Genomic DNA, 20480 nt, shown 5'->3' with positions numbered 1-20480 from the left:
GAGTCGATTCAGGGCGGAGCCGCGAATGTCTTCCTAACCGAATCGCGAACATAATGAGAGATTAGGGAGTGTTGAACGGGTGCAAAAGGTTCGAATTGGCGTCATTGGTACGGGAACGATCTCGGAGATGCATTTGAATTCGTATGCGCGCAACGCGAACGCCCAGATCGTGGCGATCTGCGACGTTAACGAAGCCAGGGCGCGTCAGGTAGCCTCCAAATTCGGGGCAGACAAGACGTACGCCGATTACCGCGAGCTGCTCGCGGACCCGGACGTGGACGCGGTCAGCATATGCACTTGGAACAATACGCACGCTCCGATCAGCATTGCCGCCCTGCAGGCGGGCAAGCACGTGCTGATCGAGAAGCCGCTGTGCCGCACGATGGCCGAAGCCTATGAGGTCGAAGCGGCCGTACGCGCATCCGGCAAGCTGCTTCAGGTCGGCTACGTTCGCAGATACGATCCGAATGTGAAGATGCTGCGCGAATTCGTCGATAACGGAGAGTTCGGCGATCTGTACTATGCGAAAGCTTCTACGCTTCGCCGTCTCGGCAATCCGGGCGGCTGGTTCGCAGACGTCGAGCGATCGGGCGGAGGTCCGCTGATCGATATCGGCGTGCACGTCATCGATCTGTGCTGGTATTTGATGGGCAAGCCCAAAGCGACGACCGTCAGCGCTAACACCTATCAGAAGCTGGGCAACCGGTCGAACGTCCGGCATCTGAGCTTCTATAAGGCGGCCGACTACGACGCCTCCAAAAACACGGTAGAGGATCTCGCCAACGCAATCATCCGCTTCGAGAACGGGGCGTCTCTGCTGGTGGACGTCAGCTACTCCCTTCATGCGAAGAAGGACGAGGGCGCGGTTCGGCTGTTCGGAGACAAGGGCGGCTTCGAGATCGATCCGGAAGTCGTGATCGTTACCGAGAAGCACGACACGATTCTGAACGTTCAGCCCCAAACCGACAGCCAGGCGGGCTTCTCCGGGGATGCGGCGTTCCAGAACGAGATTGACCATTTCATCGATTGCATCGTGAACGGGACGAAGCCGATCAGCCCGGTCGAGGACGGTGTGGAAATCATGAAAATACTGTGCGCGATTTACGAATCTGCGGCCAAGGGAGAGGAGATCCGTCTATGAAGCTCGGAGTCAGTTCCTACAGCCTATGGCAGGCGGTGCAGAAGGGCGAATTGGATCTCGTCGGCGTCGTCGGCAAGGTGGCGGAGCTGGGCGGCGAGCACGTCGAGATCGTGCCGCTCGGCCTTGACCTGACCGCTAATCCCGAGCTGGTCGAGCGGGTTCGGAACCGGGCGGCGGAGGCGGGAATCGAAATATCCAACTATGCGATCGGGGCCAACTTCGCCGGGCTGGACGACGAAGCGTTCGCCAGGGAGATCGATCGCGTCAAGCGCGAGGTGGACGTCGCCGCGGCGCTTGGGGTCAAGCTGATGCGCCACGACGTGGCGAATTCAGCCGACACGTCGATCCGACAGTTCATGGCGGACCTGCCCAGACTCGTCGAGGCCTGCCGCGCCATCGCCGATTACGCCAAGCCGCTCGGCATTACGACGAGCATTGAGAATCACGGCTATTACGTCCAGGCGAGCGACAGAGTCCAGGCGATCGTGCACGAGGTCGCGCGGGACAACTTCCGAACGACGCTCGATATCGGCAACTTCGTCTGCGTCGACGAGCATCCGCTTGTCGGCGTGCGGAATAACGCCAAGCTGGCTTCGATCGTCCACGTCAAGGATTTCTATATCCGTTCGGCCGAGTCCGACCCGGGAGAAGGCTGGTTCCGTTCGGCGAACGGCGCTTATCTGCGGGGCGCGATCGCCGGCCAGGGGGATCTCGATACCCGGGGCGCGCTGCGGATCGTGAAGGAGTCCGGCTTCGACGGCTACCTGTCGATCGAGTTCGAGGGCATGGAGCCTTGCCTTCAGGCGACGAAGATCGCGCTGGATAACACCAGAAGGTTCTGGAACGAAATCCAATAAGGAGTGAGAGCAATGTCTGGAGGAGCAACCCCTTGGAAAATCGGCGTCATCGTCGACAGCTTCAGAGTCGGCGTTCGCGAAGGCTTGATTAAGGCGAAGGGCGTGGGCGCCGACGGCGTGCAGATCTATGCCGTCTCCGGCGAGATGGATCCTGCGAACCTGTCGGCCGCCGCACGCAAGGAATGGAAATCTTACATCGAGTCGCTGGGGCTGGAGATTTCCGCGCTCGTCGGCGACCTGGGAGGCCACGGCTTCCAGGATAAGCTGGCGAATCCGGCGAAGATCGAGAAGTCCAAGCGAATTCTCGATCTGGCTGTGGAGCTGGGAACGAACGTCGTCACGACGCACATCGGCATCGTGCCGGACGACCGCAACAGCGAAGTGTACGAAGCGATGCATCTGGCCTGCGACGAGCTCAGCCGGTATGCGACGAGCATGAACGCCTATTTCGCGATCGAGACCGGTCCGGAAACGTCGGCGCATCTGAAGAGCTTTCTGGACGGCTTGAGCTCCAAAGGCGTCTCCGTCAACTTCGATCCGGCGAATATGGTCATGGTGACCGGCGACGATCCGGCCCAAGGCGTCTATAACCTGAGGGATTATATCGTGCATACGCATGCGAAGGACGGCATCCGGCTGCGCGAGGTCGACCCGCGTCTCATCTACGGGGCGCTCGGCTTCGAACCGCTCGACCACGAGAAGATCGCGGAGAACGCCGAATCGGGCGACGCGTTCCGCGAAGTGCCGCTCGGGGAAGGCGCCGTCGATTGGGACGCATACCTGAAGGCGCTTCGGGATATCGGCTACGGCGGCTACCTGACGATCGAACGCGAGGTCGGCGCCAATCCGGAAGCGGACATCGCCGCTGCGGTGAAGTTTCTGAAAGCCAGAATATAAGAGCAAGCCGCCCCCGGCTGTCTGGGGGGCGGCTTTTTAGGATCTGAATGACCTCCGACATCAACGCGATCGCGCCGCTCCCAAGGATGGCGTTAGCTGGTTAGGCTTGCTACAATGGAGTCAATAAAGAAGAGAAGGGGCGAGGTCATGACGGAGGCTGCCGGTAAGGAAATCGATCCGGGCGCATGTCCGCTGTGCGGGCGGGACAACGCTTGCGGCAGCGTCGCTCGCGGAAGACCCGGAACATGCTGGTGCAGCGCCGAGAAGTTTCCTCCGGCTCTGCTTGACCGGCTCCCGGAGGGCGCGAGAAATAAAGCCTGCATCTGCCAAGCCTGTCTGGATGCGTTTTCCACTCCTTGAAATCTTCAGATCCGCGCAGGACAAGCCGATATAAACCAATACCCGGCGGAAATGCATGTCCGATCCGGAGGTCGTTATTTTCGAGGATTCATGCAGGGGGCGGATTATGATCTTTTCGCGGGAGCTGTCTGTTTTTAACGCGATGGAACCGATCGTTAGCGGGTTGTTCGACGAGCATTACGTAAAGACGGGAATTCTGAAATGCAGCTGCGGGCAATGCCAGATGGATATTATTTTGCTGGCGCTGAATCATTTGCCTCCGCGCTATACGTCCGGCCAAGCCGGAGAAGCTTATGTCAAGGCGATCTATCAAGAGCCGCAGCTTCAGTCCGATATTCTTCGCGAATTGACGAAAGCGGTGCAGGTTATTCAGGAAAGCCCGCGCCATTAATCGCAAGCCGTTCGCCAAGCGCTCCCTTCATCGGGGAGCGTTCTTGTCGTTGACAAGGATTCGGTCCAGGCCTATGATCTGTAGAGATTGAAGACATTCCAATACGGGAGAGATGATGAGCTCCATGTCGTTGAAACAAACGAACCGTACCGCCGTTACGGTCGGACTGCTGGCGGCGCTGTTCATCGGCGCGCTGGATTCGACGGTGGTAACGACGGCCACGACAAGCATTGTTAAGGATTTGCAAGGGCTGAGCCTGATCGGCTGGATTTTCTCGATCTATACGTTGACCACATGCGTCACGACTCCGATTTTCGGCAAGCTGGCCGATCTGTTCGGGAGAAAATCGATTTTTACGATCGGACTGTCCTTATTTCTGGTCGGCTCCATTCTGTGCGGGGCAGCGCAATCGATGACCCAGCTGATCTGGTTCAGAGCGGTTCAGGGAATTGGAGCCGGAGCGCTGACGCCGGTTATTTTCACGATTATCGGAGATCTGTACACCGGGCGGCAGAGGGGCAAAGTGCAAGGGGTGTTGTCCTCGATGTGGTCGATTGCCGGCCTGGTCGGTCCTTTCGTGGGCGGCTATTTCGTCGATACGATCTCTTGGCGCTGGATTTTCTATATGAACATTCCGATCAGCATCGTTTCCTTCGTTCTGGTTCTAGGTTTTCTCCACGAGAAGTTCGCGAAGGTATCCAGGAGCAGCATCGATTATTTCGGGGCGCTTACCTTTACGATCAGCGTTTCCTGCTTGCTGCTGGCTTTGCTGACAGGCGGGGAGACCTATGCGTGGAATTCCGTCGAGATCGTCGCTCTCTTTGCGATAGCGGCCGTCTTCCTGGTCGTCTTCCTGTTCATCGAGACGCGCGTCAAGGAACCGATGCTCCCGCTGTCGCTGTTCCGCGAGCGGCGGCTTACAGTACCCTATGCGCTGGGCTTCTTCGGGTTCTGTATCGTGGCCGGAGTGACGATCTATATTCCGCTGTGGATTCAGAACGTCATGGGGCTCAGCGCCACGCTGTCGGGGCTGATGCTGATGCCGATGTCGCTTGCCTGGCCGATCGCATCGAATCTGTCCGGCAGGTACATGTTCCGCTTCGGCGCGGGCCGCTTCATGCTGATCGGCACCGTGCTCGTCGCATGCGGAGCGCTGTGGCTGTATACGCTGCGCGAGGGCTCCTCGTACGGGCACGTGATCGGGCTGCTTATTCTGATCGGCTTCGGCATGGGCTGCATCAACACCCCGGCGATCGTAACGATTCAAAATTCCGCAGCGAGCCACATGCGGGGGGTCGCCACTTCGGCCAATTCCTTCATGGGAACGCTCGGGCAGACGGTTGCGGTGGCCGTATTCGGCATGCTGTTCAACCGGATTGTGACCGAGGAGGTTCCCTCTCAGATGGCGGCGGGCATGCACGCGATCTTCATACTGCTGGTGGCGATCGCCCTCTTCAAGATCTTCATCGCCAACCTGCTGCCGAGAGCGGGCAAGACGGGTCAGGCCGAAGCGGCCTGACGACCGTTCGCCGATCTTATTCGTCCTCGTCGGCGAACAAGTCGCGGAAGACCGCTTTGCGGTTTTCGAGAAATCTTCTCGTCAGCCGGTAGTGATCGGTGTCCTCGTAGGCGACCGGCCGGATCGGAGCGTCGTCGAACGAATAGATTCGCGCATCCGGCAAGCCGAGCAGAATCGGGGAATGAGTCGCGATAATAAATTGGGCGCTCGATCGCATCCGGTGGAGAAGGGACAGCAGCTGAAGCTGACGAGCGGGCGATAAGGCCGCCTCGGGCTCGTCCAGCAGATAGATCGCCTGCTTGCCGAAGCGGTGGCGGAACAGGTTCAGGAACGATTCTCCGTGCGACTGCTCGTGCAGCGACTTTCCTCCGTAAGCGGCGTAAATGTCTTCCCGATAGATCGGCTGCTCCCGGGCTTCCCGGTCCAGGTGGCTGGCGAAGTCGAAGAACGATTCGGCGCGAAGGAAGAAGCCGCTGCGCACCTTGGGCAGCCAGGAGAGGCGGATATAAGGGCCGAAGGGCGCCTCGCTGTTGTCCATCTCGTAAATCTGATTAACGCCTCCTCCGCCCGTATGAAAGCCGCACTGCCAGGCGATCGCCTCGAGCAGCGTAGACTTGCCGGAGCCGTTCTCTCCGGCGAAGAAGGTGACCGCATTCTCGAAGCGCAGCTTCCCGGTATGGCGCAGGGCGGGAACGGAGAACGGATAGGCGGATTGAGCCGGATAATGCTCCCGTAACAGAGTAACTTCCTTCAAATACATAATCGGTCAGGCTCCTTGCGCAGTCTTTCCTTTATTTACGGCTTCCGCCCGCCAAAGTTGCGAAGCTGCCGACGTTCGCTCGTCGACAGCTCGTCCGCGCGGAACGGCTATTGCGGCTCGCGGAGCGCGGACGTCACGTACAGGTAGGGCGTCCGAGTCGTCGTATAGGTGCCCGCAAGCGACTGTTCGTTCAGAAGCCCCGTTCGGATGAGCGCGGATATTTTCGCCGGATCGGCTTTGAACAGCGCTCTCCACAGCTCGGGGTCGGGCAGCGCGTCCGCCAGCTTCTGATCGCTGTAGTGTCTTTTTTCCTGATAGACGATTTTTAAGGTGTAGTCGCCGAAGCTGAATTCCGCATCCTCCGAGATTTCGTTCGTGATCTCCCGCCGAAGCTGTTCGAGTTCGTCCTCCGCCTGTTTAAGCTCGGCTTTCAACCGGCAGTACCGGGCAAGCTTGTCAACATTCATTCGATAACCTCCATCCGTCGCGATATTCATACCTATGAAAGCACGAAGGAACTTATGTGAGCCGGCTGCCGATACTGGAAGCTTCGGTTATTTTTGCTATAATGAAGGCGTTAGGGAGGGGATCGATTGAAATCCATTACGGTTCAACAATTGCAGGAGAAGTTCAAGCTGGAGATTCTGGCTGGAGAGGAAAGACTGGATCGCGTCATTACGCGTTCGAGAGCCCATCGCCCGGGGCTTGAATTCGTCGGCTATTTCGATTTCTTCCCCATGAACCGGGTGCAGGTGCTCGGCCGGAAGGAAATCAATTATTTGCACAAGCGTACGGAGGAAGAAAGGAAGCTGCACATCGGCAACGTCGTGAAGTATCATCCTCCTTGCTTTATCGTAACCGCCAATCAGGATGGCTTGAAGTATTTGATGATTTACTGCCAGCAGGAGGGCATTCCGCTGCTGCGGACCGAGGAGACGACGACGGAGTTTCTCGGCAAGCTGGACGCTTATCTGACGCAGGCGCTGGCTCCGGAGATCGCCATTCACGGCGTGTGCGTCAACGTGTCGGGCATCGGAATTCTGCTCAGGGGCAAGTCCGGCATCGGCAAGAGCGAGACGGCTCATACGCTTATTCGCAGAGGGCACCGCCTCGTCGCCGACGACATCGTCGTGCTGAAGAAGCTGAGCTCGAAGACGATTCTCGGCACTCACAACGAGACGACGAGGGAGTTTCTTGCCCTGAGAAGCATAGGGTTGATCAACGTCGTTCGGCTGTACGGGAGAAAAGCGTTCCAGGACGAGACGCGCATCGTCCTCGATATCGAGTTGTGCCCGTGGAGAGATCAGGCGCTGAACAACGAGCTGGAGATGGAGCAGAAGTATACCGATTATCTCGGCGTGCAAATTCCCCATCTGGAGATTCAGCTTCAACCGGGCAGGGACGTCGCCGGAATGATTGAGGCCGCTGCCAACAGCTGGTATTTGAAGCAGCAGGGGTACAGCGCCGTCGAAGAATTCATGAAGCGGATCGAGGGCGAGATGAAATGAGTCGCAGGCTGACCCGATATGCTGTGGCAGTGCTGCTTGCCGTCTCCCTGATCGCGATGACGGCCTGCAGCTCCGCCGTCGATAATGCGCCGATGCCGCCGGCCTCGAGCGCCCCGGAGGCTTCCGCGTCTTCGGCGGCGGACAGTTCCTCTCCGAGTCCGGAGCCGCCCCCGGCTCCGTCCAGAGGTTTTCTGTGGAAGATCGAAGGCGGAGCCCATCCCGGCTACTTGGCGGGCACGATCCATATTGCCGAGAAGTCTATGTATCCGCTTGATCCGAAGCTGGAGCAAGCGCTGGAGGAAGCGGACTTCGTCGCGCTGGAGCTGGATTTAACGAAGGTCGACCAGAGAAGAACGCTCGAGCTTGTGAACGAGCGGGCGCTGCTGCCCGAAGGAACGACGCTTCAGGATCTCGTGGACGAGAAGGACTACGAACGGTTTCAATCGGTCGTCAAGAAGTCGTTGCTCGCCGGCGCCGCTCCGATGCTCGAGAAGTACGAGCCCTGGTACGCGGCGATGACGCTGGAAAGCCTGCCGGCCCTCAGATTTATGATGACGGACGGCATCGATCAATATTTGGCGAAGCAGGCCCGCCGAGAGGGGAAAACGATTGTCGAGCTGGAGTCGCTGGAATCGCAGCTGGACGTATTCGACGGAATGTCCGACGAGCTGCAGAGGCTGTATTTCCATCAGACGGTGAACAACAGCGGCCAGGCGCTGGAAGGCATGCGGGAACTGATCGGCATGTGGAGGCAGGGCGATCTCGACTCTCTCGAGGCCACTCACGAGCAATTCGAAAGCGAAGGCCGTGCGTCGATGGGCGAGCTGTTCGACGAATACAACGAAGCGCTGCTCCTCAAGCGGAATTCAGACATGGCGGACAAGGTCGATCGTTATCTTCGCGACGGCGAAGAGGGCACTTATCTGATTGCAGTCGGCTCCTTGCATATGGTCGGGGAGAGCGGTTTGGTGTCGCTTTTGGAGCAAAAAGGGTACGAGGTCGAGTTCGTGCAGTGACGGACCCCGTCCGGACAAACCAAGAACGCGCAAGCTTTGCCGCTCGATAAGCGGTTCAAGCTTGCGCGTTGTCGCGTTGAACGGGGTTAGTCCGACTTCGCGTCGCTCTTGGATTCTTCCAAATAATTGTAAAGAGTAAACTTCGAGATGCCGAGATAAGCGCAAATTTTTTCTCCCGCCTTCTTGATCAGGAAAGCGCCTTTGTCGTCGAGCAAGCGAATGAACTTCATTTTGTCTTCCTTGGTCATGGCGGCTACCGGTTTGCCGACGAGATCGTTCGCTTCCTGAATGAGCACCTCCAGAAGGTCGTTAACGTTCGTGGCGAACGTTTCGTTGACTTCCGGCTGGCGGCCGCTCATCGTTACCGCTTGCAGCGATCGCTCGGCCATCATGAGGTTGGTAATATCGTAATTGACGCACAGGGAGCCGATCGTCTTATTGTCATTATTCTTGATGTAGAAGGAAGAGGAGCGTAAAATCCGGCCATCTTTCGTTTGCGTCAAGTAGTTGATGCGATTCCCGTTTTGCGTCGTTCCCCGCAAGATTTCCAGTCCCAGATTCGTCCCGGGATCCCCGACCTTGCGTCCGGTAATATGCCCGTTCTGAATAGCGACGATCGTGCTTTCGTACGGTCGCTTCAAGTCGTGGAGCACGACCTCGCAATCGCTTCCGAACTGTTCGGCGATCCCCGCCACGAGCCCGAAAAGAAATTCCTTTTCATCTTCGATGGAATTCATATTATCCTCCCAATTCGTTGGCACCTGCTTTTAATTTATCACAAACTGTTCGGAAGAAAAACAAAAAGTTTAACTTCGGCACACTTCTTTAAGTTGCAATTAATATATATGTTAGATATAAAAACAATTAATGTAATATAAACTTACATAACTTATCCGTGTATCCGTTTCCAGAAACATTTTGGTATTGACGGATTAAAAAAGGCTGATCTATAATGACAATCATAAAACAAAAAGTTTTACAAAAAAACATTTAGTTTTAATCATTAATTGTTTGGAATCGGACTTTGACGATCCCAAACAAAGGGGGGGCCAAGTCAAAAAGTCATAGAATGTTGGCAGCTCAGGAACAATAAAACAATGCAAAACAACAAGAGGTGTAACCAAATGCAGCAAACTCAATCGCAAGTGGAAAAAAGATTGTCCGAAGCCGGAATTACGTTGCCCAAGACGCCGAAACCCGTCGCGGCCTATGTTCCCGCGAAGACGGTGGGCAAGCTGGTCTATACGTCCGGAAACGATTGTCGGATCGACGGAATTCTGAAGTATACCGGGAAAGTCGGCAAGGACCTGAACGTGGAGCAAGGCTATGACGCGGCAAGGCAAGTGGCCATTAACTTGCTGGGCGTGCTGAAGGACCACATCGGGGACCTGGACAAGGTCAAGCAAGTCGTGAAAATGTTGGCGTTCGTCAACTCGGCGGACGGATTCACGGAGCAGCCGTTCGTCATCAACGGAGCTTCCGATCTGCTGGAGCTCGCGTTTGAAGATGCCGGCAAGCACGCGCGTTCCGCGATTTCGGCGAACGAATTGCCTTTTGATACGCCGGTGGAAATCGAGCTTATCGTCGAACTGAAATAATATTTAAGTTCCATTAATCATTGACCAACGAGGAGAGTGCAGCAATGAATAAAAACATTTACAAACTTGGTATTCTTGCACTTGCTTTATCCATGATGATGGCGATTATCAGCGCATGCGGCAGTACGACGAATTCGAACGGCGGCAGCGCCTCTCCGGGAGGGGCCGGCGAGACGGGGGGCGGCGATGCCGCGGCCGTTACGGCGGGAATCGTTCTGCTCGACTTGAAAAATCCTTTCTACGTACGCATGCAAACCGCCGGGACGCAGGCCGGCAAAGACTACGGCGTGAAGACGATCTGGCAAAGCGCGGACGGATCGCTGGAAAAGCAGATCTCCATCGTGGAGAACTTCATCGAACAGAAAGTCGACGTTATTCTGATCGACCCGCAGGATGCCAAAGGAATCATTCCGGCGATCGATAAAGCGACCAGTGCCGGAATTCCCGTCATCACGATGGGCAACAAGGTCGAAGGCAACGGCAATTACAACACCTTGTATCCGGACTACGAGAACGAGTCCGTCGTGGCTCGCATTATGGGAACGGCGCTGGACGGCCAAGGAGAGATCGGCCTGTTGACGGGCAATGCGGGCAACTACGTGTCCGATAACCGCGAGAAGGGCTTTATGGACACGATGACGAAAGAATTCCCGAACATCAAAGTCACCGCGCAGCCTACCAACTGGGATCCGGCGCAAGCCCAGCGGATTTCCGAGACTTGGCTGAACAACTCCAAGCTTGATGCAATCGCTTTCATTAACGATCCGCTCGGCCTTGCGGCCAAAGGGAGCGCGGATGCCAAAGGCGCCAAGCTGCTGTACGCTGGATACGACGGAGACGTCGAAATGCACGATATGATCAATAGCGGAGAGATGCTGGTAGACGTCCTGACCGGCGCGGAGCGCGTAGGCTACTGGAACGTAGCCGCGGCCGCCCGCATCGCCAAAGGCTCCGAAATGCCGATCGACCTGTTCATGCCGACGTATTTCGTCATGTCGGACGAGACGGCGGCCATGTTGAAAGATAAAGGCTTGGAGATCGAATATATAACGCCCGAAAAAGCCGTCGAGGTCGGCAAGGACTATTCCAACGAACTAGGTCCGGATCAGCCGGACGAAAGGATTAGTGGGGAGAAATGATCGGCGCAGGCACGAGAAAACCCGCTCTGATTCCGAAGCTGCTGCAGGATCGCGCGGCGAGAATCAACCTTTCGCTCATCGTCATCAGCGTATTGCTGATGACGGTGTTCGGAATGAACGCACCGAATTTTCTGGGCGGAAGCAACTTTATCAATATGGGCCATCAGATGGCGATTACGGTGCTGATTGGCTTCGCGATGACCGCCGTTATATTGGCCAAAGGAATCGATTTGTCCGTCGGCGCCTCCATGGCGTTTGCGGGAATGGTGGGGGGACAGCTGTACGCCGGCGGGATTCCCCCGCTCTTTTGTCTTCTCGCGACTTTGGCCGTCGGAGCGCTCGTGGGGATGCTGAACGGATTTTTGATCAGTTACGTGAAAATCAGTCCGTTCATCGCGACGTTCGGAACGATGGCGCTGTGTCGCGGGGCTTCCCTGATTCTGTCGAACGCGGAAAGCATTCCGGTCAACGATTCCGTCATGAACGCGCTCGGTTCCAGCACCTTCTTGGGGATTCCGGTGACGATTTTCCTGATCGCGATCGGCTTGGTCGTCAGTTGGACGGCTCTGAATCGGACGACCTTCGGCCGTTCCGTCTACGCGGTCGGCGGAAATTTCGAAGCGGCGCAGTCCTCGGCGATCGACAGCAAGAGAATCCAGTTTATGACCTACGTTCTTGCCGGCTTATTCGCGGGTCTTGCGGCCATTCTCATGTTCGGACGCGTGCAATCCGCGCAGCCATTGGCGGGGATGGGGCTGGAGTTCGACGTGATCATGGCCGTCGTGATCGGCGGAACGAAGCTTTCGGGCGGAGTCGGCGGAGTCGTCGGCACGCTGTTCGGAGCGATCCTGGTCACGCTGATCCGCTCCGGGCTGTCGTTCTTCGGCACGCCGCAGGAAGTGACGTATATCGTCACCGGATCGATGATCCTGATCTCAGTTCTATTATATGAAGCGAAAGTCGCGAAGTTCTGGGGCAAGTCCTCTGTCCGTTCGGGCGGAGCCGCTGCGGACAAAGCCGCAGGGACGTCGGCACAATCGAAAGCGGCTGAAGGAACGAGAACGCTGCGGCTTGACGGCATTTCGAAAATATACGGAAGCTTCCGGGCGCTGGACGGCGTGTCCTTCGGCTTGCGTTCCGGGGAAATCGTCGCGCTGGTCGGGGAGAACGGCGCAGGAAAATCAACGCTGGTCAAAACGATGTCGGGCGTTATACAGCCAAGCGAAGGCCAACTTGTACTGGATGGCGCGCCGGTGCAGCTCAAATCTCCGAAGCATGCCAGGGAAGCGGGAATCGGCGTCATTCATCAGCACTACAGCCTTGTGTTGGAGCTGACTATCGCCGAAAATCTGTTCCTGGGCAGAGAGCCGCGTTGGTTTAAGTTCGGTACGCTGCAACGGGGCAAAATGCGGAAAATCACCAAGGAGCTGCTCGACGAATTCCAGATTCCGCTCAATCCGAACGACAAGGTGGCCGATCTCACGGTCGGCCAAAGACAATTGATCGAGGTGCTCAAAGCGACGCTGGGCAATCCGTGGCTCATTATTATGGACGAGCCGACCTCGTCCCTGGCCAAGAGCGAGGTCGAGAAGCTGTTTAAGCTGATCGAACAGCTGAAAGAGAAAAACGTATGCATTCTGTACATTTCGCACAAGATGGAAGAACTGTACAAGCTCTGCGCGCGAGCGGTCGTTCTGCGCGACGGCAAATTTATCGGCGACGTCATGCTGGCCGACACGACGGAAGAGAAAATCATCAGCATGATGGTCGGCCGGGATATCGAAAACATTTTCCCCTACGTCAAAGCCGATCCGAAAGAAGTCGTTCTGGAAGTCGACAATCTGGGAGACGGCAATCTGCTCAAATCCGCGACGTTCCACGTTCGCCGAGGCGAAATCGTCGTGCTGGCCGGACTGATGGGCGCGGGACGAAGCGAGGTCATGAACTGCATTTTCGGTTTGTCGAAAATTCATAACGGAACGCTGACCGTCAAAGGACGCAGCGTCCGCAGGGCGACGCCGAAGCGCATGACCGCGATGAAAATCGCTTTCGTACCGGAGGATCGTTTGTATTCGGGCTTCGTGCCGATGATGTCCAATCGCCATAACCTGAGCCTCTACTGGATGCATCTGAAGCAGAAATTCGGCTTTATTCCGATGGAGCAGGAGAAAAGGATGGCTGCCGATATGATCGGCAAGCTGAATGTCAGACCGGCCGATCCGGACAAAGCGACCATTCAACTGTCCGGAGGAAACCAACAGAAGATCGTGCTCGGCAAGTGGCTGGCCATCGAGCCGGATATTTTGCTGCTGGACGATCCGACGAGAGGCGTGGACGTAGGCGCGAAATCGGAAATTCACCAACTGATCGCCGATATGAAAGCGAAAGGGATGGCCATCCTGATGGTTTCCTCCGAATTGCCGGAGGCGCTTAACGTGGCTGACCGAATCATCGTGATGCACGAGGGACGCACCGTGGCGGAGCTTGCCCATGGCGCGACCGAAACGGAAGTCATGAACTATGCTTTGGGAATGAACACATCTAAGACAGGGAGCTGAGAAGAGCATGTTGGAGAGAGTAAAAGTGGCGGTCGTCGGCGGCACAGGATTTATGGGAGATCTCCATGCCAAAGTAACTTTCGAGTCCGATTCGGCGGAGCTTGCGGCCATCGTCGATCTTAACGAAGAGCTGGGCGAGAAAGCGGCGGAAAAATACAATACCCGCTACGTGAAAAATGTCGATGACCTGTTGGCGGAAGGCTCTGTCGACACGTTCATCGTCGCGCTGCCGGACCGTCTGCACGTAGACATGACGGTAAAGCTGCTCAAAGCGGGCAAAAACGTGCTGCTCGAAAAGCCGATGGCGGACACGCTCGATGGAGCTCGGAAAATCGCCGCAGCGGAGAAAGAGGGAGGTGGGCGGTTGATGATCGGTCAATTACTTCGCTTCGACCCGCGTTACGCGCAGGCCGCCAAGGCGATCCGGGACGGCGACATCGGCGACGTTGTTCACGTCGCGGCCAAACGCTATTCCCTGCGCAGCGTCGGCATTCGCATGAACGGCAGAAGCTCCGTTTGCTTTTATCTCGGCATTCATGACGTGGACGCGATGCAGTGGGTAACGGGAAAAAAAATCAAGAGCGTCTATGCGCGCGCGGTTTCCAAAGTCATGCCGGAGCACGGCGTGCAATCGGAAGACGCCATCTTCGCCAACGTGGAATACGAGGACGGCACGATCGGTTCGCTGAACATCAGTTGGGCTCTTCCCGACTATGCGGGCGGGGGCATCAGCGCCGGGCTCGATATCGTCGGCACGAAGGGCATTCTTAAAGTCGATACGACCGATCATGGCTTGAACATTCAAAACAGGAGCGGCTACTCCCTTCCGGACGGCTTGCACTGGCCGGAAGTTTACGGCCAGACGACCGGGGATCTGAAGGAAGAAGTGAACCATTTCGTGACGGCGGTTCGCGACGGGAAACCGTTCCGCATCTCGGTGGAAGAAGCGATGCTGGCGGTCGCGGTCAACGATGCCGTGCTGAAATCGGTCGAGACCGGCAAGATCGTCGAAGTCGAAACGATATAAGGGAAGGGAGCGAGCGAAATGATTTATCCCATGTATATCGGCGGACGCCGGGTGGACGGCGCTTCCGACCGACTACGCGCCGTTGTGAATCCCGCCACGGGCGAGACGATCGGCTCTATTCCGATGGGGACGCCCGAACATGTAGATCAAGCGGTGCGCGCGGCGAACGAGGCGGCTCCGCTGCTGGCCCGAATGACCGTGTTCGAGCGCGCCGATCTGTGCGCGCGGATCGCCGCCGCGATCGAGAACAACCGGGAGCGTCTGGCCAAGCTGCTGTCGATGGAACACGGAAAGCCCTATTATACCGAAGCTTTCGGCGAGATCGGAGCTTGTATTTCCTCATTCCGCGATGCCGCGGAGCAGATTCGCTGGATGCGCTCCGAAATCGTCCCTACCCGGGATCCGAATAAGCGCGCGTTCGTCTATCGACGTCCAAGAGGCGTGTACGGCGTTATCTCTCCTTGGAACTTCCCGATCGGCAACCCGTCCGTATATTATTTGGCTCCGGGACTGGCTGCAGGGAACGCGATCGTATGGGTTCCCGCGCCAAGCACGGCGGCAATCGCCAGCGAATACGTTCGCATCATCGTCGAAGAGGCGGATCTGCCCGCCGGCGCGCTGAACCTGGTGATCGGCGCCGGCGCCGTAGTCGGCGACGCGTTGGTCGGCCATCCGGGCACGCATGCGATCGGGTTCACGGGAAGCATGGGAACGGGCAACGCGATTGCCCGCCGCGCAGGGGCGAAGCCGTGCTTGTTGGAGCTGGGAGGCAACGGTCCGACCATCGTATTGCCGGATGCCGACGTCGAGGCTGCCGCTCTGGCGATTCACGGAGGATGCTTCAGCAATGCCGGACAAATCTGCACCTCGACGGAGCGCATTCTCGCGCATGAATCCGTTGCGGACGCTCTGGCAGAAGCGTTGGCGGCGTCGGCCGGACGGATCAAGCTAGGCGACCCCATGGATGAAGCGACGACGATGGGACCGGTTCATAATGAAGCGCTCGCGCGCAAGGTGATCGAACAAATCGAGGATGCCAAAGCCAAAGGAGCGCGCGTTCTCGCCGGCGGCGGCATTTTGTCGGATCGTCCTACGTCCCAGTACGTTCAAGCGTCGGTCATCGACCGAGTTTCACTGGATGCCTTCATCAACTCGGAAGAGACGTTCGGACCGGTCGCTCCGATTATCCGTTTCAAGGACGGAGAATTGGAGCAAGCGATCGAATCGAGTCCTTACCGGCTCTCGGCGGCGATCTTCAGCCGGGACATCGAGAAGGCGCTGCTGATGGCGGAGCAGATGAGATTCGGAATCGTCAACATTAACGAGTCCAGCCATTATTGGGAGACGGTCATTCCGGCTGGCGGAGCGTCGGGCAGTCCGAGCGGATACGGCAGAAGCGGCGGCAAATACTCCATCGAAGAAATGAGCGAGCTGCGGACGATCGTATTAAATCTGCCGGGAGGGAATAGCCGTGAAATCCGATAAATCCCGCCTCTTCTGGAAACGGGTGCTTGATTTCGCTCCGCTGTTGCTTCTGATTGTGTTAACCGTCGTATTCGCCGCCATTGACCCTCGGATCGTCAACGGCACCAACCTGAAGCAAATCCTCGTCCAAGCGGCCCCGATCTCGATTCTGGCGCTTGGCGCTCTGGTCGTGCTCGTTTCCGGCGGCATCGATCTGTCGGTCGGCTTCGGAATCGGTCTGGCCGCAATCGTCGTCGGAGTAAGCCTCTCCAATGGCGGCGCATTGTTCGAAGCGATCGCGTGGGCGCTCATCGTGGGGCTCGCGGTCGGCATCTTTAACGGATTCTTTATCGGTTATTTGAAAATTCCGCCGTTTATCGTGACCTTGGGAGCGATGATTATTATCCAAGGAATTACGCTTCTTGTCGCTCGCGGGCATGTGCTTGTCATCTCCGACAAGGCGATCAAGAGCATCGGCATCGGAACGACGGGGGGCGTGCCGAACATTCTCATCGTCGCGGCAACATTGATCGTTCTGATCGCGGTGCTGATCAAGCAAACCCGGTTCGGGTTGAGAACTTACGCGCTGGGAAGCAGCGAGGAGTCGACCCAGGTTACCGGCGTTCCGATTCATCGCCAGCAGCTGCTGATTTATGCGTTCAGCGCGATCTGCACCGCGGTCGCGGCGATCATGATGGTGTCGCGGGTATCGATCGTTACGCCGAATCTCGGAGGCAACTCCTATATGCTGGACGCCATTACGGCGACCGTCATCGGCGGTACCAGCATCTTCGGCGGCAAAGGGTCTATCTCCGGCACTTTGATCGGCGCTTTGATCATCAGTCTGATGACGCACTCGCTGACGATGTTCGGAGTCAGCGCGACGAGTCTCGATTTCTTCAAGGGCGCGATCATCATCCTCGCTCTGATTGCCGATTCCGGTGTAAGGGCGGCCAAGGGTCGGCTTGAGCTCGGCTTGCGGAGGCCGGCATGACGGCTGCGGACGTCTGCCGGGAGCCGTTCGACCCGCAGGAATATATCGAATTGCTGCAGAATCTCGTCCGGATCGACAGCCAGAACCCTCCGGGCAAGGAGCTCGCGGTCGCGGACTATATTTACCGGTACTTCTTCGAGAACGGAATTGACGTATCCTACTCCTGGCCGGCACCAGACCGCCCGAATGTCAAAGCGGTGCTTCCGGGAAGCCGGGGAGAGGGGAGAACGCTGCTCTACAACGGCCATCTTGACGTCGTGCCTGTCGGCGAAGGCTGGACAAAGCCCCCGCTCGACGCCGTTATCGAAGACGGGAAGCTGTACGGAAGAGGGGCCGCGGACATGAAATCGGGCGTGGCGGCCATGATGTACGCGGCGGTCGTTCTGAAACGAATGGACAGCCCTTTCTCGGGGAAATTGATTCTATACTTTAACGTGGACGAAGAAAGAAGCAATCTGGGAATCAAGCATTTCCTTCAGGAAGACGTTACGGCCGATTTCGCGGTCATCAGCGAGCCGACCGATCTGGATGCCTGCATCGGGCATAAGGGCGTATCCCGTTACCGGGTGCGGACAAGAGGACGGGCGGGACATACGGCGATCGTTAAAAATCCCGATAATTCGATCTATAAAATGGTTAAGCTGGTCGCGGCGCTTGAGCGGCTTGCGAGCCAAGTCCGGCAGACCAAGCATTCGCTGCTCGGCGAGTCAAGCTTAACGGTGGCGCAGATCAACGGAGGCACGGCCCCGAATATCGTGCCCGCCGATACCGTGATCGAGATCGACCGCAGGCTGATGCCCGGAGAGACGGCCGAGTCGTCCTTCGGCGAGCTGCGCCGGACGTTGGCCGGGGTTGCCGCGGAGGGCGGGTTCGACTTCGAAGCCGAACAGTACCAGCATCTTTCTCCGTACATCATCGATGCGGAACACGAGCTGGTGAGGACGGCGCTCGAGGCGGCTTGCTCCATTACGGGGGAAAACAAACGGGCCAAGTCGTTCGAAGCATCGGCGGAGGCGTCGTTCTTAGCGGTGGACAAAGGGATTCCGACTCTGATCATGGGACCGGGAAGCCTTTCCCGGGCGCATACGGCGGACGAACACGTCCTCGTGGACGAAGCGGTGAACGCGTCCCGCATTTTCGTCGCTTTGGCTATGAAATTACTGGGGTGATGGCATGTTCGCAACGCAGCTGCGCTGTGTGGCTTGCGGGTACGCTTACCCGCTGAACCCGTTGTACGAATGCTCCGAATGCGGGGGCATTCTGCAGGTGGATTACGATTTCGAACGGATTGCCGCGATAGCCGAATCGGTCGAATCGTTCGACGATTTCTCCGTACTGCTGCCTGTCCGGACCGAGTTTTTCCGTACGCTGGGAGAAGGAGGCACGCCTCTGATCCGGGCGGATAGGCTGGCGATGAGGCTGGGTCTCGCGGAGCTGTGGCTGAAGAACGAAGCGGCCAATCCGACGGGGTCGTTCAAGGACCGTCCGATCTCGATCGGCATGGCCAAGGCGCTGGAGTTCGGCTACGACAAAATCGTCATCGCCTCCAGCGGCAACGGCGCAGCGGCCGCGGCGGCTTACGCGGCCAGGTCGGGGCTCGCCGCCAGGGTGCTCGTGCCGGAATCGACGCCGGACGAGAAGGTCGGGCAAGCCCGGTTCTACGGAGCGGCAGTCGAGCGCATTCCCGGTCCCTACAGCAATTGCTACGCGGTTGCCAAACGGATCGCCGCAGAAGAAGGTTACTACAATCTGACGACGACCTTCCTGAATCCGTACACGGTGGAGGGGGATAAAGTCGTCGGTCTGGAAATTTTCCGGCAGCTTGGCCGGACCGTTCCGGACTTCGTGTTCGCGCCGATCGGAGACGGGCCGATTCTCGTCGGCATCCATAGAGGATTCCTGGAGCTGCGCCGACTGTTCCCGGAGCTGACAGTCCCTCGCATGGCGGGAATTCAAGCCGAAGGCTGCAGTCCGATCGCGAAGGCGTTCGCCGCCGGAACGGAGACCGTCGTCGCCGATGAGGCGCCGAGCACGATCGCGGGCGGCATATGCGACGGGCTTAACGGCTATGTCAAAGACGGCGCTTGGACGCTTCGCCATATTCGGGAGTCTTCCGGTTTCTCGCTTGCGGTATCGGACGAACGCATTGCCGAAGCCCAAGCTTGGCTAGCCGCTGACGAAGGGATATTCGTCGAGCCGTCCGCAGCCGCCTGCATTGCGGGATTGGCTCGGGCCGTCCGCGAAGGGAAGGTCGACGCTTCCGGCCGGATCGTCGCCGTCTTGACCGGACACGGGCTCAAGGATATGAACCAGGTCCGCAAGTACCTGGACTCTAATGTCGCGCCATAACGGAACGAGGCTGTCCGGGCAAGCATTCGGTTGCTTGCGGACAGCCTCTTCAACTTGTATTTGGCGGTTGTTTCACAGTATGGTTTCACACCAGACAGGAACCACGCGGATTATTTCCTCCTCTCAATATAAGCGAGCAGCGTTACGAGAAACATGCCGAATGCGAAGAGCGCCGAGAGCGATTGGGATAAATCCATCATACAGTCTCCCCCTTTCGAAAGAGCTGTCCGCCTCCTACAAGTTGTAATTCCAACTTATAATTATATGGTTATATATGGAAGTGCGATTGGAACTAATGAAACGCCTTTCGGAGAACTATTATTTCTACATCATTCGCCGGGCGACGTCTCGTTGACAATGCGGCTCCCCCGAGAAAACGCGAGAATTCGTCGAAATTCATCCGCGCGGCGGTGTCGAGAGGCTCCGGAATGTCAGATTTTAACGGTTGCCGATCCGGATCAAAGCGTGGTATATTCTAATTCCTGTCGCCGAAACGAAGCGAGCTCGAGAGAGCCGCCGAGGTTGCACGAACTCAAAAACGATCGAATCTGGTAAAAATTGAGGGTTGCAAGAAGGCGCGGGATGCGGTAAGATGAAGTCCTTGCGCCGGAAAACGGTGCAGGCGAGCAACACCGATTGTTCTTTGAAAACTGAACATTGAGCGTAAGAAACAAATCATCGTCGAAAGACGGTAACCAGCAAGAAATGAGCCTCAAATGGCTCTGTGATACCGGGAGACATAGCGCTTGGGACTTCCATTCGGAAGGCCTGACGCGAAAGCTCCTTTCATGGAGAGTTTGATCCTGGCTCAGGACGAACGCTGGCGGCGTGCCTAATACATGCAAGTCGAGCGGAGCCGAAGAGGTGCTTGCACCTCTGAGGCTTAGCGGCGGACGGGTGAG

At 57.3% G+C, this 20480-nt stretch carries 20 protein-coding genes and 1 rRNA gene; 17 read left to right on the top strand and 4 right to left on the bottom strand.

Annotation, left to right across the window (positions count from 1 at the left end):
* Nucleotides 1–79 precede the first annotated feature (79 nt).
* The 6 genes from ACFO3S_RS03480 to ACFO3S_RS03455 all read left to right on the top strand — a co-directional run bounded on the left by ACFO3S_RS03480 (nt 80) and on the right by ACFO3S_RS03455 (nt 5165).
* A complete protein-coding gene (locus ACFO3S_RS03480) occupies nt 80–1141 on the top strand; it encodes a Gfo/Idh/MocA family protein (protein ID WP_378092294.1) in 1062 nt (353 codons plus the stop codon).
* Nucleotides 1138–1998: a sugar phosphate isomerase/epimerase family protein gene (locus ACFO3S_RS03475; protein ID WP_378092292.1), complete on the top strand. Its 861-nt coding sequence runs from the start codon at nt 1138–1140 to the stop codon at nt 1996–1998. Before ACFO3S_RS03480 ends, ACFO3S_RS03475 begins: the two co-directional genes overlap by 4 nt.
* Before the next feature lie 12 nt (nt 1999–2010).
* Nucleotides 2011–2895 carry a sugar phosphate isomerase/epimerase family protein gene (locus ACFO3S_RS03470; protein WP_378092290.1) on the top strand — a complete coding sequence of 295 codons (885 nt, stop codon included), beginning with the start codon at nt 2011–2013 and terminating at the stop codon, nt 2893–2895.
* A 147-nt stretch (nt 2896–3042) separates the two neighbouring features.
* Nucleotides 3043–3255 (top strand): cysteine-rich CWC family protein, encoded by a 213-nt coding sequence (locus tag ACFO3S_RS03465; RefSeq protein WP_378092288.1) that lies wholly within the window; start codon nt 3043–3045, stop codon nt 3253–3255.
* A gap of 106 nt (nt 3256–3361) precedes the next feature.
* Nucleotides 3362–3646 carry a late competence development ComFB family protein gene (locus ACFO3S_RS03460; protein WP_378092286.1) on the top strand — a complete coding sequence of 95 codons (285 nt, stop codon included), beginning with the start codon at nt 3362–3364 and terminating at the stop codon, nt 3644–3646.
* A gap of 124 nt (nt 3647–3770) precedes the next feature.
* On the top strand, nt 3771–5165 hold the full coding sequence (locus tag ACFO3S_RS03455) for an MDR family MFS transporter (protein ID WP_378092284.1): 1395 nt from the start codon (nt 3771–3773) through the stop codon (nt 5163–5165).
* Nucleotides 5166–5181: 16 nt separating this feature from the next.
* Here the strand turns inward: ACFO3S_RS03455 and ACFO3S_RS03450 are convergent, their stop codons facing one another.
* Nucleotides 5182–5925, bottom strand: coding sequence for an AAA family ATPase (locus tag ACFO3S_RS03450; protein ID WP_378092282.1), 744 nt, complete (start codon nt 5923–5925; stop codon nt 5182–5184).
* Nucleotides 5926–6032: 107 nt separating this feature from the next.
* Complete coding sequence (locus ACFO3S_RS03445; RefSeq protein ID WP_378092280.1) at nt 6033–6392, bottom strand: hypothetical protein; 360 nt, start codon at nt 6390–6392, stop codon at nt 6033–6035.
* 126 nt (nt 6393–6518) lie between these two features.
* On the opposite strand from ACFO3S_RS03445, the gene hprK reads away from it, so the two are divergent.
* A complete protein-coding gene (hprK, locus tag ACFO3S_RS03440) occupies nt 6519–7433 on the top strand; it encodes an HPr(Ser) kinase/phosphatase (RefSeq protein ID WP_378092278.1) in 915 nt (304 codons plus the stop codon).
* Nucleotides 7430–8449 carry a TraB/GumN family protein gene (locus tag ACFO3S_RS03435; RefSeq protein WP_378092276.1) on the top strand — a complete coding sequence of 340 codons (1020 nt, stop codon included), beginning with the start codon at nt 7430–7432 and terminating at the stop codon, nt 8447–8449. Before hprK ends, ACFO3S_RS03435 begins: the two co-directional genes overlap by 4 nt.
* Before the next feature lie 86 nt (nt 8450–8535).
* Here ACFO3S_RS03435 and ACFO3S_RS03430 read toward each other — a convergent pair whose 3' ends face one another.
* On the bottom strand, nt 8536–9186 hold the full coding sequence (locus tag ACFO3S_RS03430) for a helix-turn-helix transcriptional regulator (protein ID WP_378092274.1): 651 nt from the start codon (nt 9184–9186) through the stop codon (nt 8536–8538).
* 387 nt (nt 9187–9573) lie between these two features.
* On the opposite strand from ACFO3S_RS03430, the gene ACFO3S_RS03425 reads away from it, so the two are divergent.
* Genes ACFO3S_RS03425 through thrC form a run of 8 tightly spaced genes read left to right on the top strand, consistent with a single transcriptional unit; the run spans nt 9574 to nt 19578 of the window.
* Nucleotides 9574–10047 carry a RidA family protein gene (locus ACFO3S_RS03425; RefSeq protein ID WP_378092272.1) on the top strand — a complete coding sequence of 158 codons (474 nt, stop codon included), beginning with the start codon at nt 9574–9576 and terminating at the stop codon, nt 10045–10047.
* Between the two features lie 44 nt (nt 10048–10091).
* On the top strand, nt 10092–11186 hold the full coding sequence (locus ACFO3S_RS03420) for a sugar ABC transporter substrate-binding protein (RefSeq protein ID WP_378092270.1): 1095 nt from the start codon (nt 10092–10094) through the stop codon (nt 11184–11186).
* On the top strand, nt 11183–13744 hold the full coding sequence (locus ACFO3S_RS03415) for an ATP-binding cassette domain-containing protein (RefSeq protein ID WP_378092268.1): 2562 nt from the start codon (nt 11183–11185) through the stop codon (nt 13742–13744). The genes ACFO3S_RS03420 and ACFO3S_RS03415 overlap by 4 nt, the downstream gene beginning before the upstream one ends.
* Nucleotides 13745–13751: 7 nt before the next feature.
* Nucleotides 13752–14771 (top strand): Gfo/Idh/MocA family protein, encoded by a 1020-nt coding sequence (locus tag ACFO3S_RS03410; protein ID WP_378092266.1) that lies wholly within the window; start codon nt 13752–13754, stop codon nt 14769–14771.
* Nucleotides 14772–14789: 18 nt separating this feature from the next.
* Entirely contained in the window at nt 14790–16256 is a 1467-nt protein-coding gene (locus ACFO3S_RS03405) for an aldehyde dehydrogenase family protein (protein WP_378092264.1), read from the top strand.
* Nucleotides 16243–17229: an ABC transporter permease gene (locus ACFO3S_RS03400; protein WP_378092263.1), complete on the top strand. Its 987-nt coding sequence runs from the start codon at nt 16243–16245 to the stop codon at nt 17227–17229. Before ACFO3S_RS03405 ends, ACFO3S_RS03400 begins: the two co-directional genes overlap by 14 nt.
* Nucleotides 17226–18398, top strand: coding sequence for a M20 family metallopeptidase (locus ACFO3S_RS03395; RefSeq protein ID WP_378092261.1), 1173 nt, complete (start codon nt 17226–17228; stop codon nt 18396–18398). The genes ACFO3S_RS03400 and ACFO3S_RS03395 overlap by 4 nt, the downstream gene beginning before the upstream one ends.
* Nucleotides 18399–18402: 4 nt before the next feature.
* A complete protein-coding gene (thrC, locus tag ACFO3S_RS03390) occupies nt 18403–19578 on the top strand; it encodes a threonine synthase (protein WP_378092259.1) in 1176 nt (391 codons plus the stop codon).
* 110 nt (nt 19579–19688) lie between these two features.
* Here the strand turns inward: thrC and ACFO3S_RS03385 are convergent, their stop codons facing one another.
* Entirely contained in the window at nt 19689–19778 is a 90-nt protein-coding gene (locus tag ACFO3S_RS03385) for a putative holin-like toxin (protein WP_378092256.1), read from the bottom strand.
* A 585-nt stretch (nt 19779–20363) separates the two neighbouring features.
* On the opposite strand from ACFO3S_RS03385, the gene ACFO3S_RS03380 reads away from it, so the two are divergent.
* Nucleotides 20364–20480 (top strand): 16S ribosomal RNA (locus ACFO3S_RS03380); the annotation flags it as partial.

Source organism: Cohnella hongkongensis (assembly GCF_042654645.1).
GTDB classification, from domain to species: Bacteria; Bacillota; Bacilli; order Paenibacillales; family Paenibacillaceae; genus Cohnella; species Cohnella hongkongensis.
Note: the sequence above shows the minus strand (reverse complement) of the source record. Positions and strands in the feature narration are given on the sequence as shown.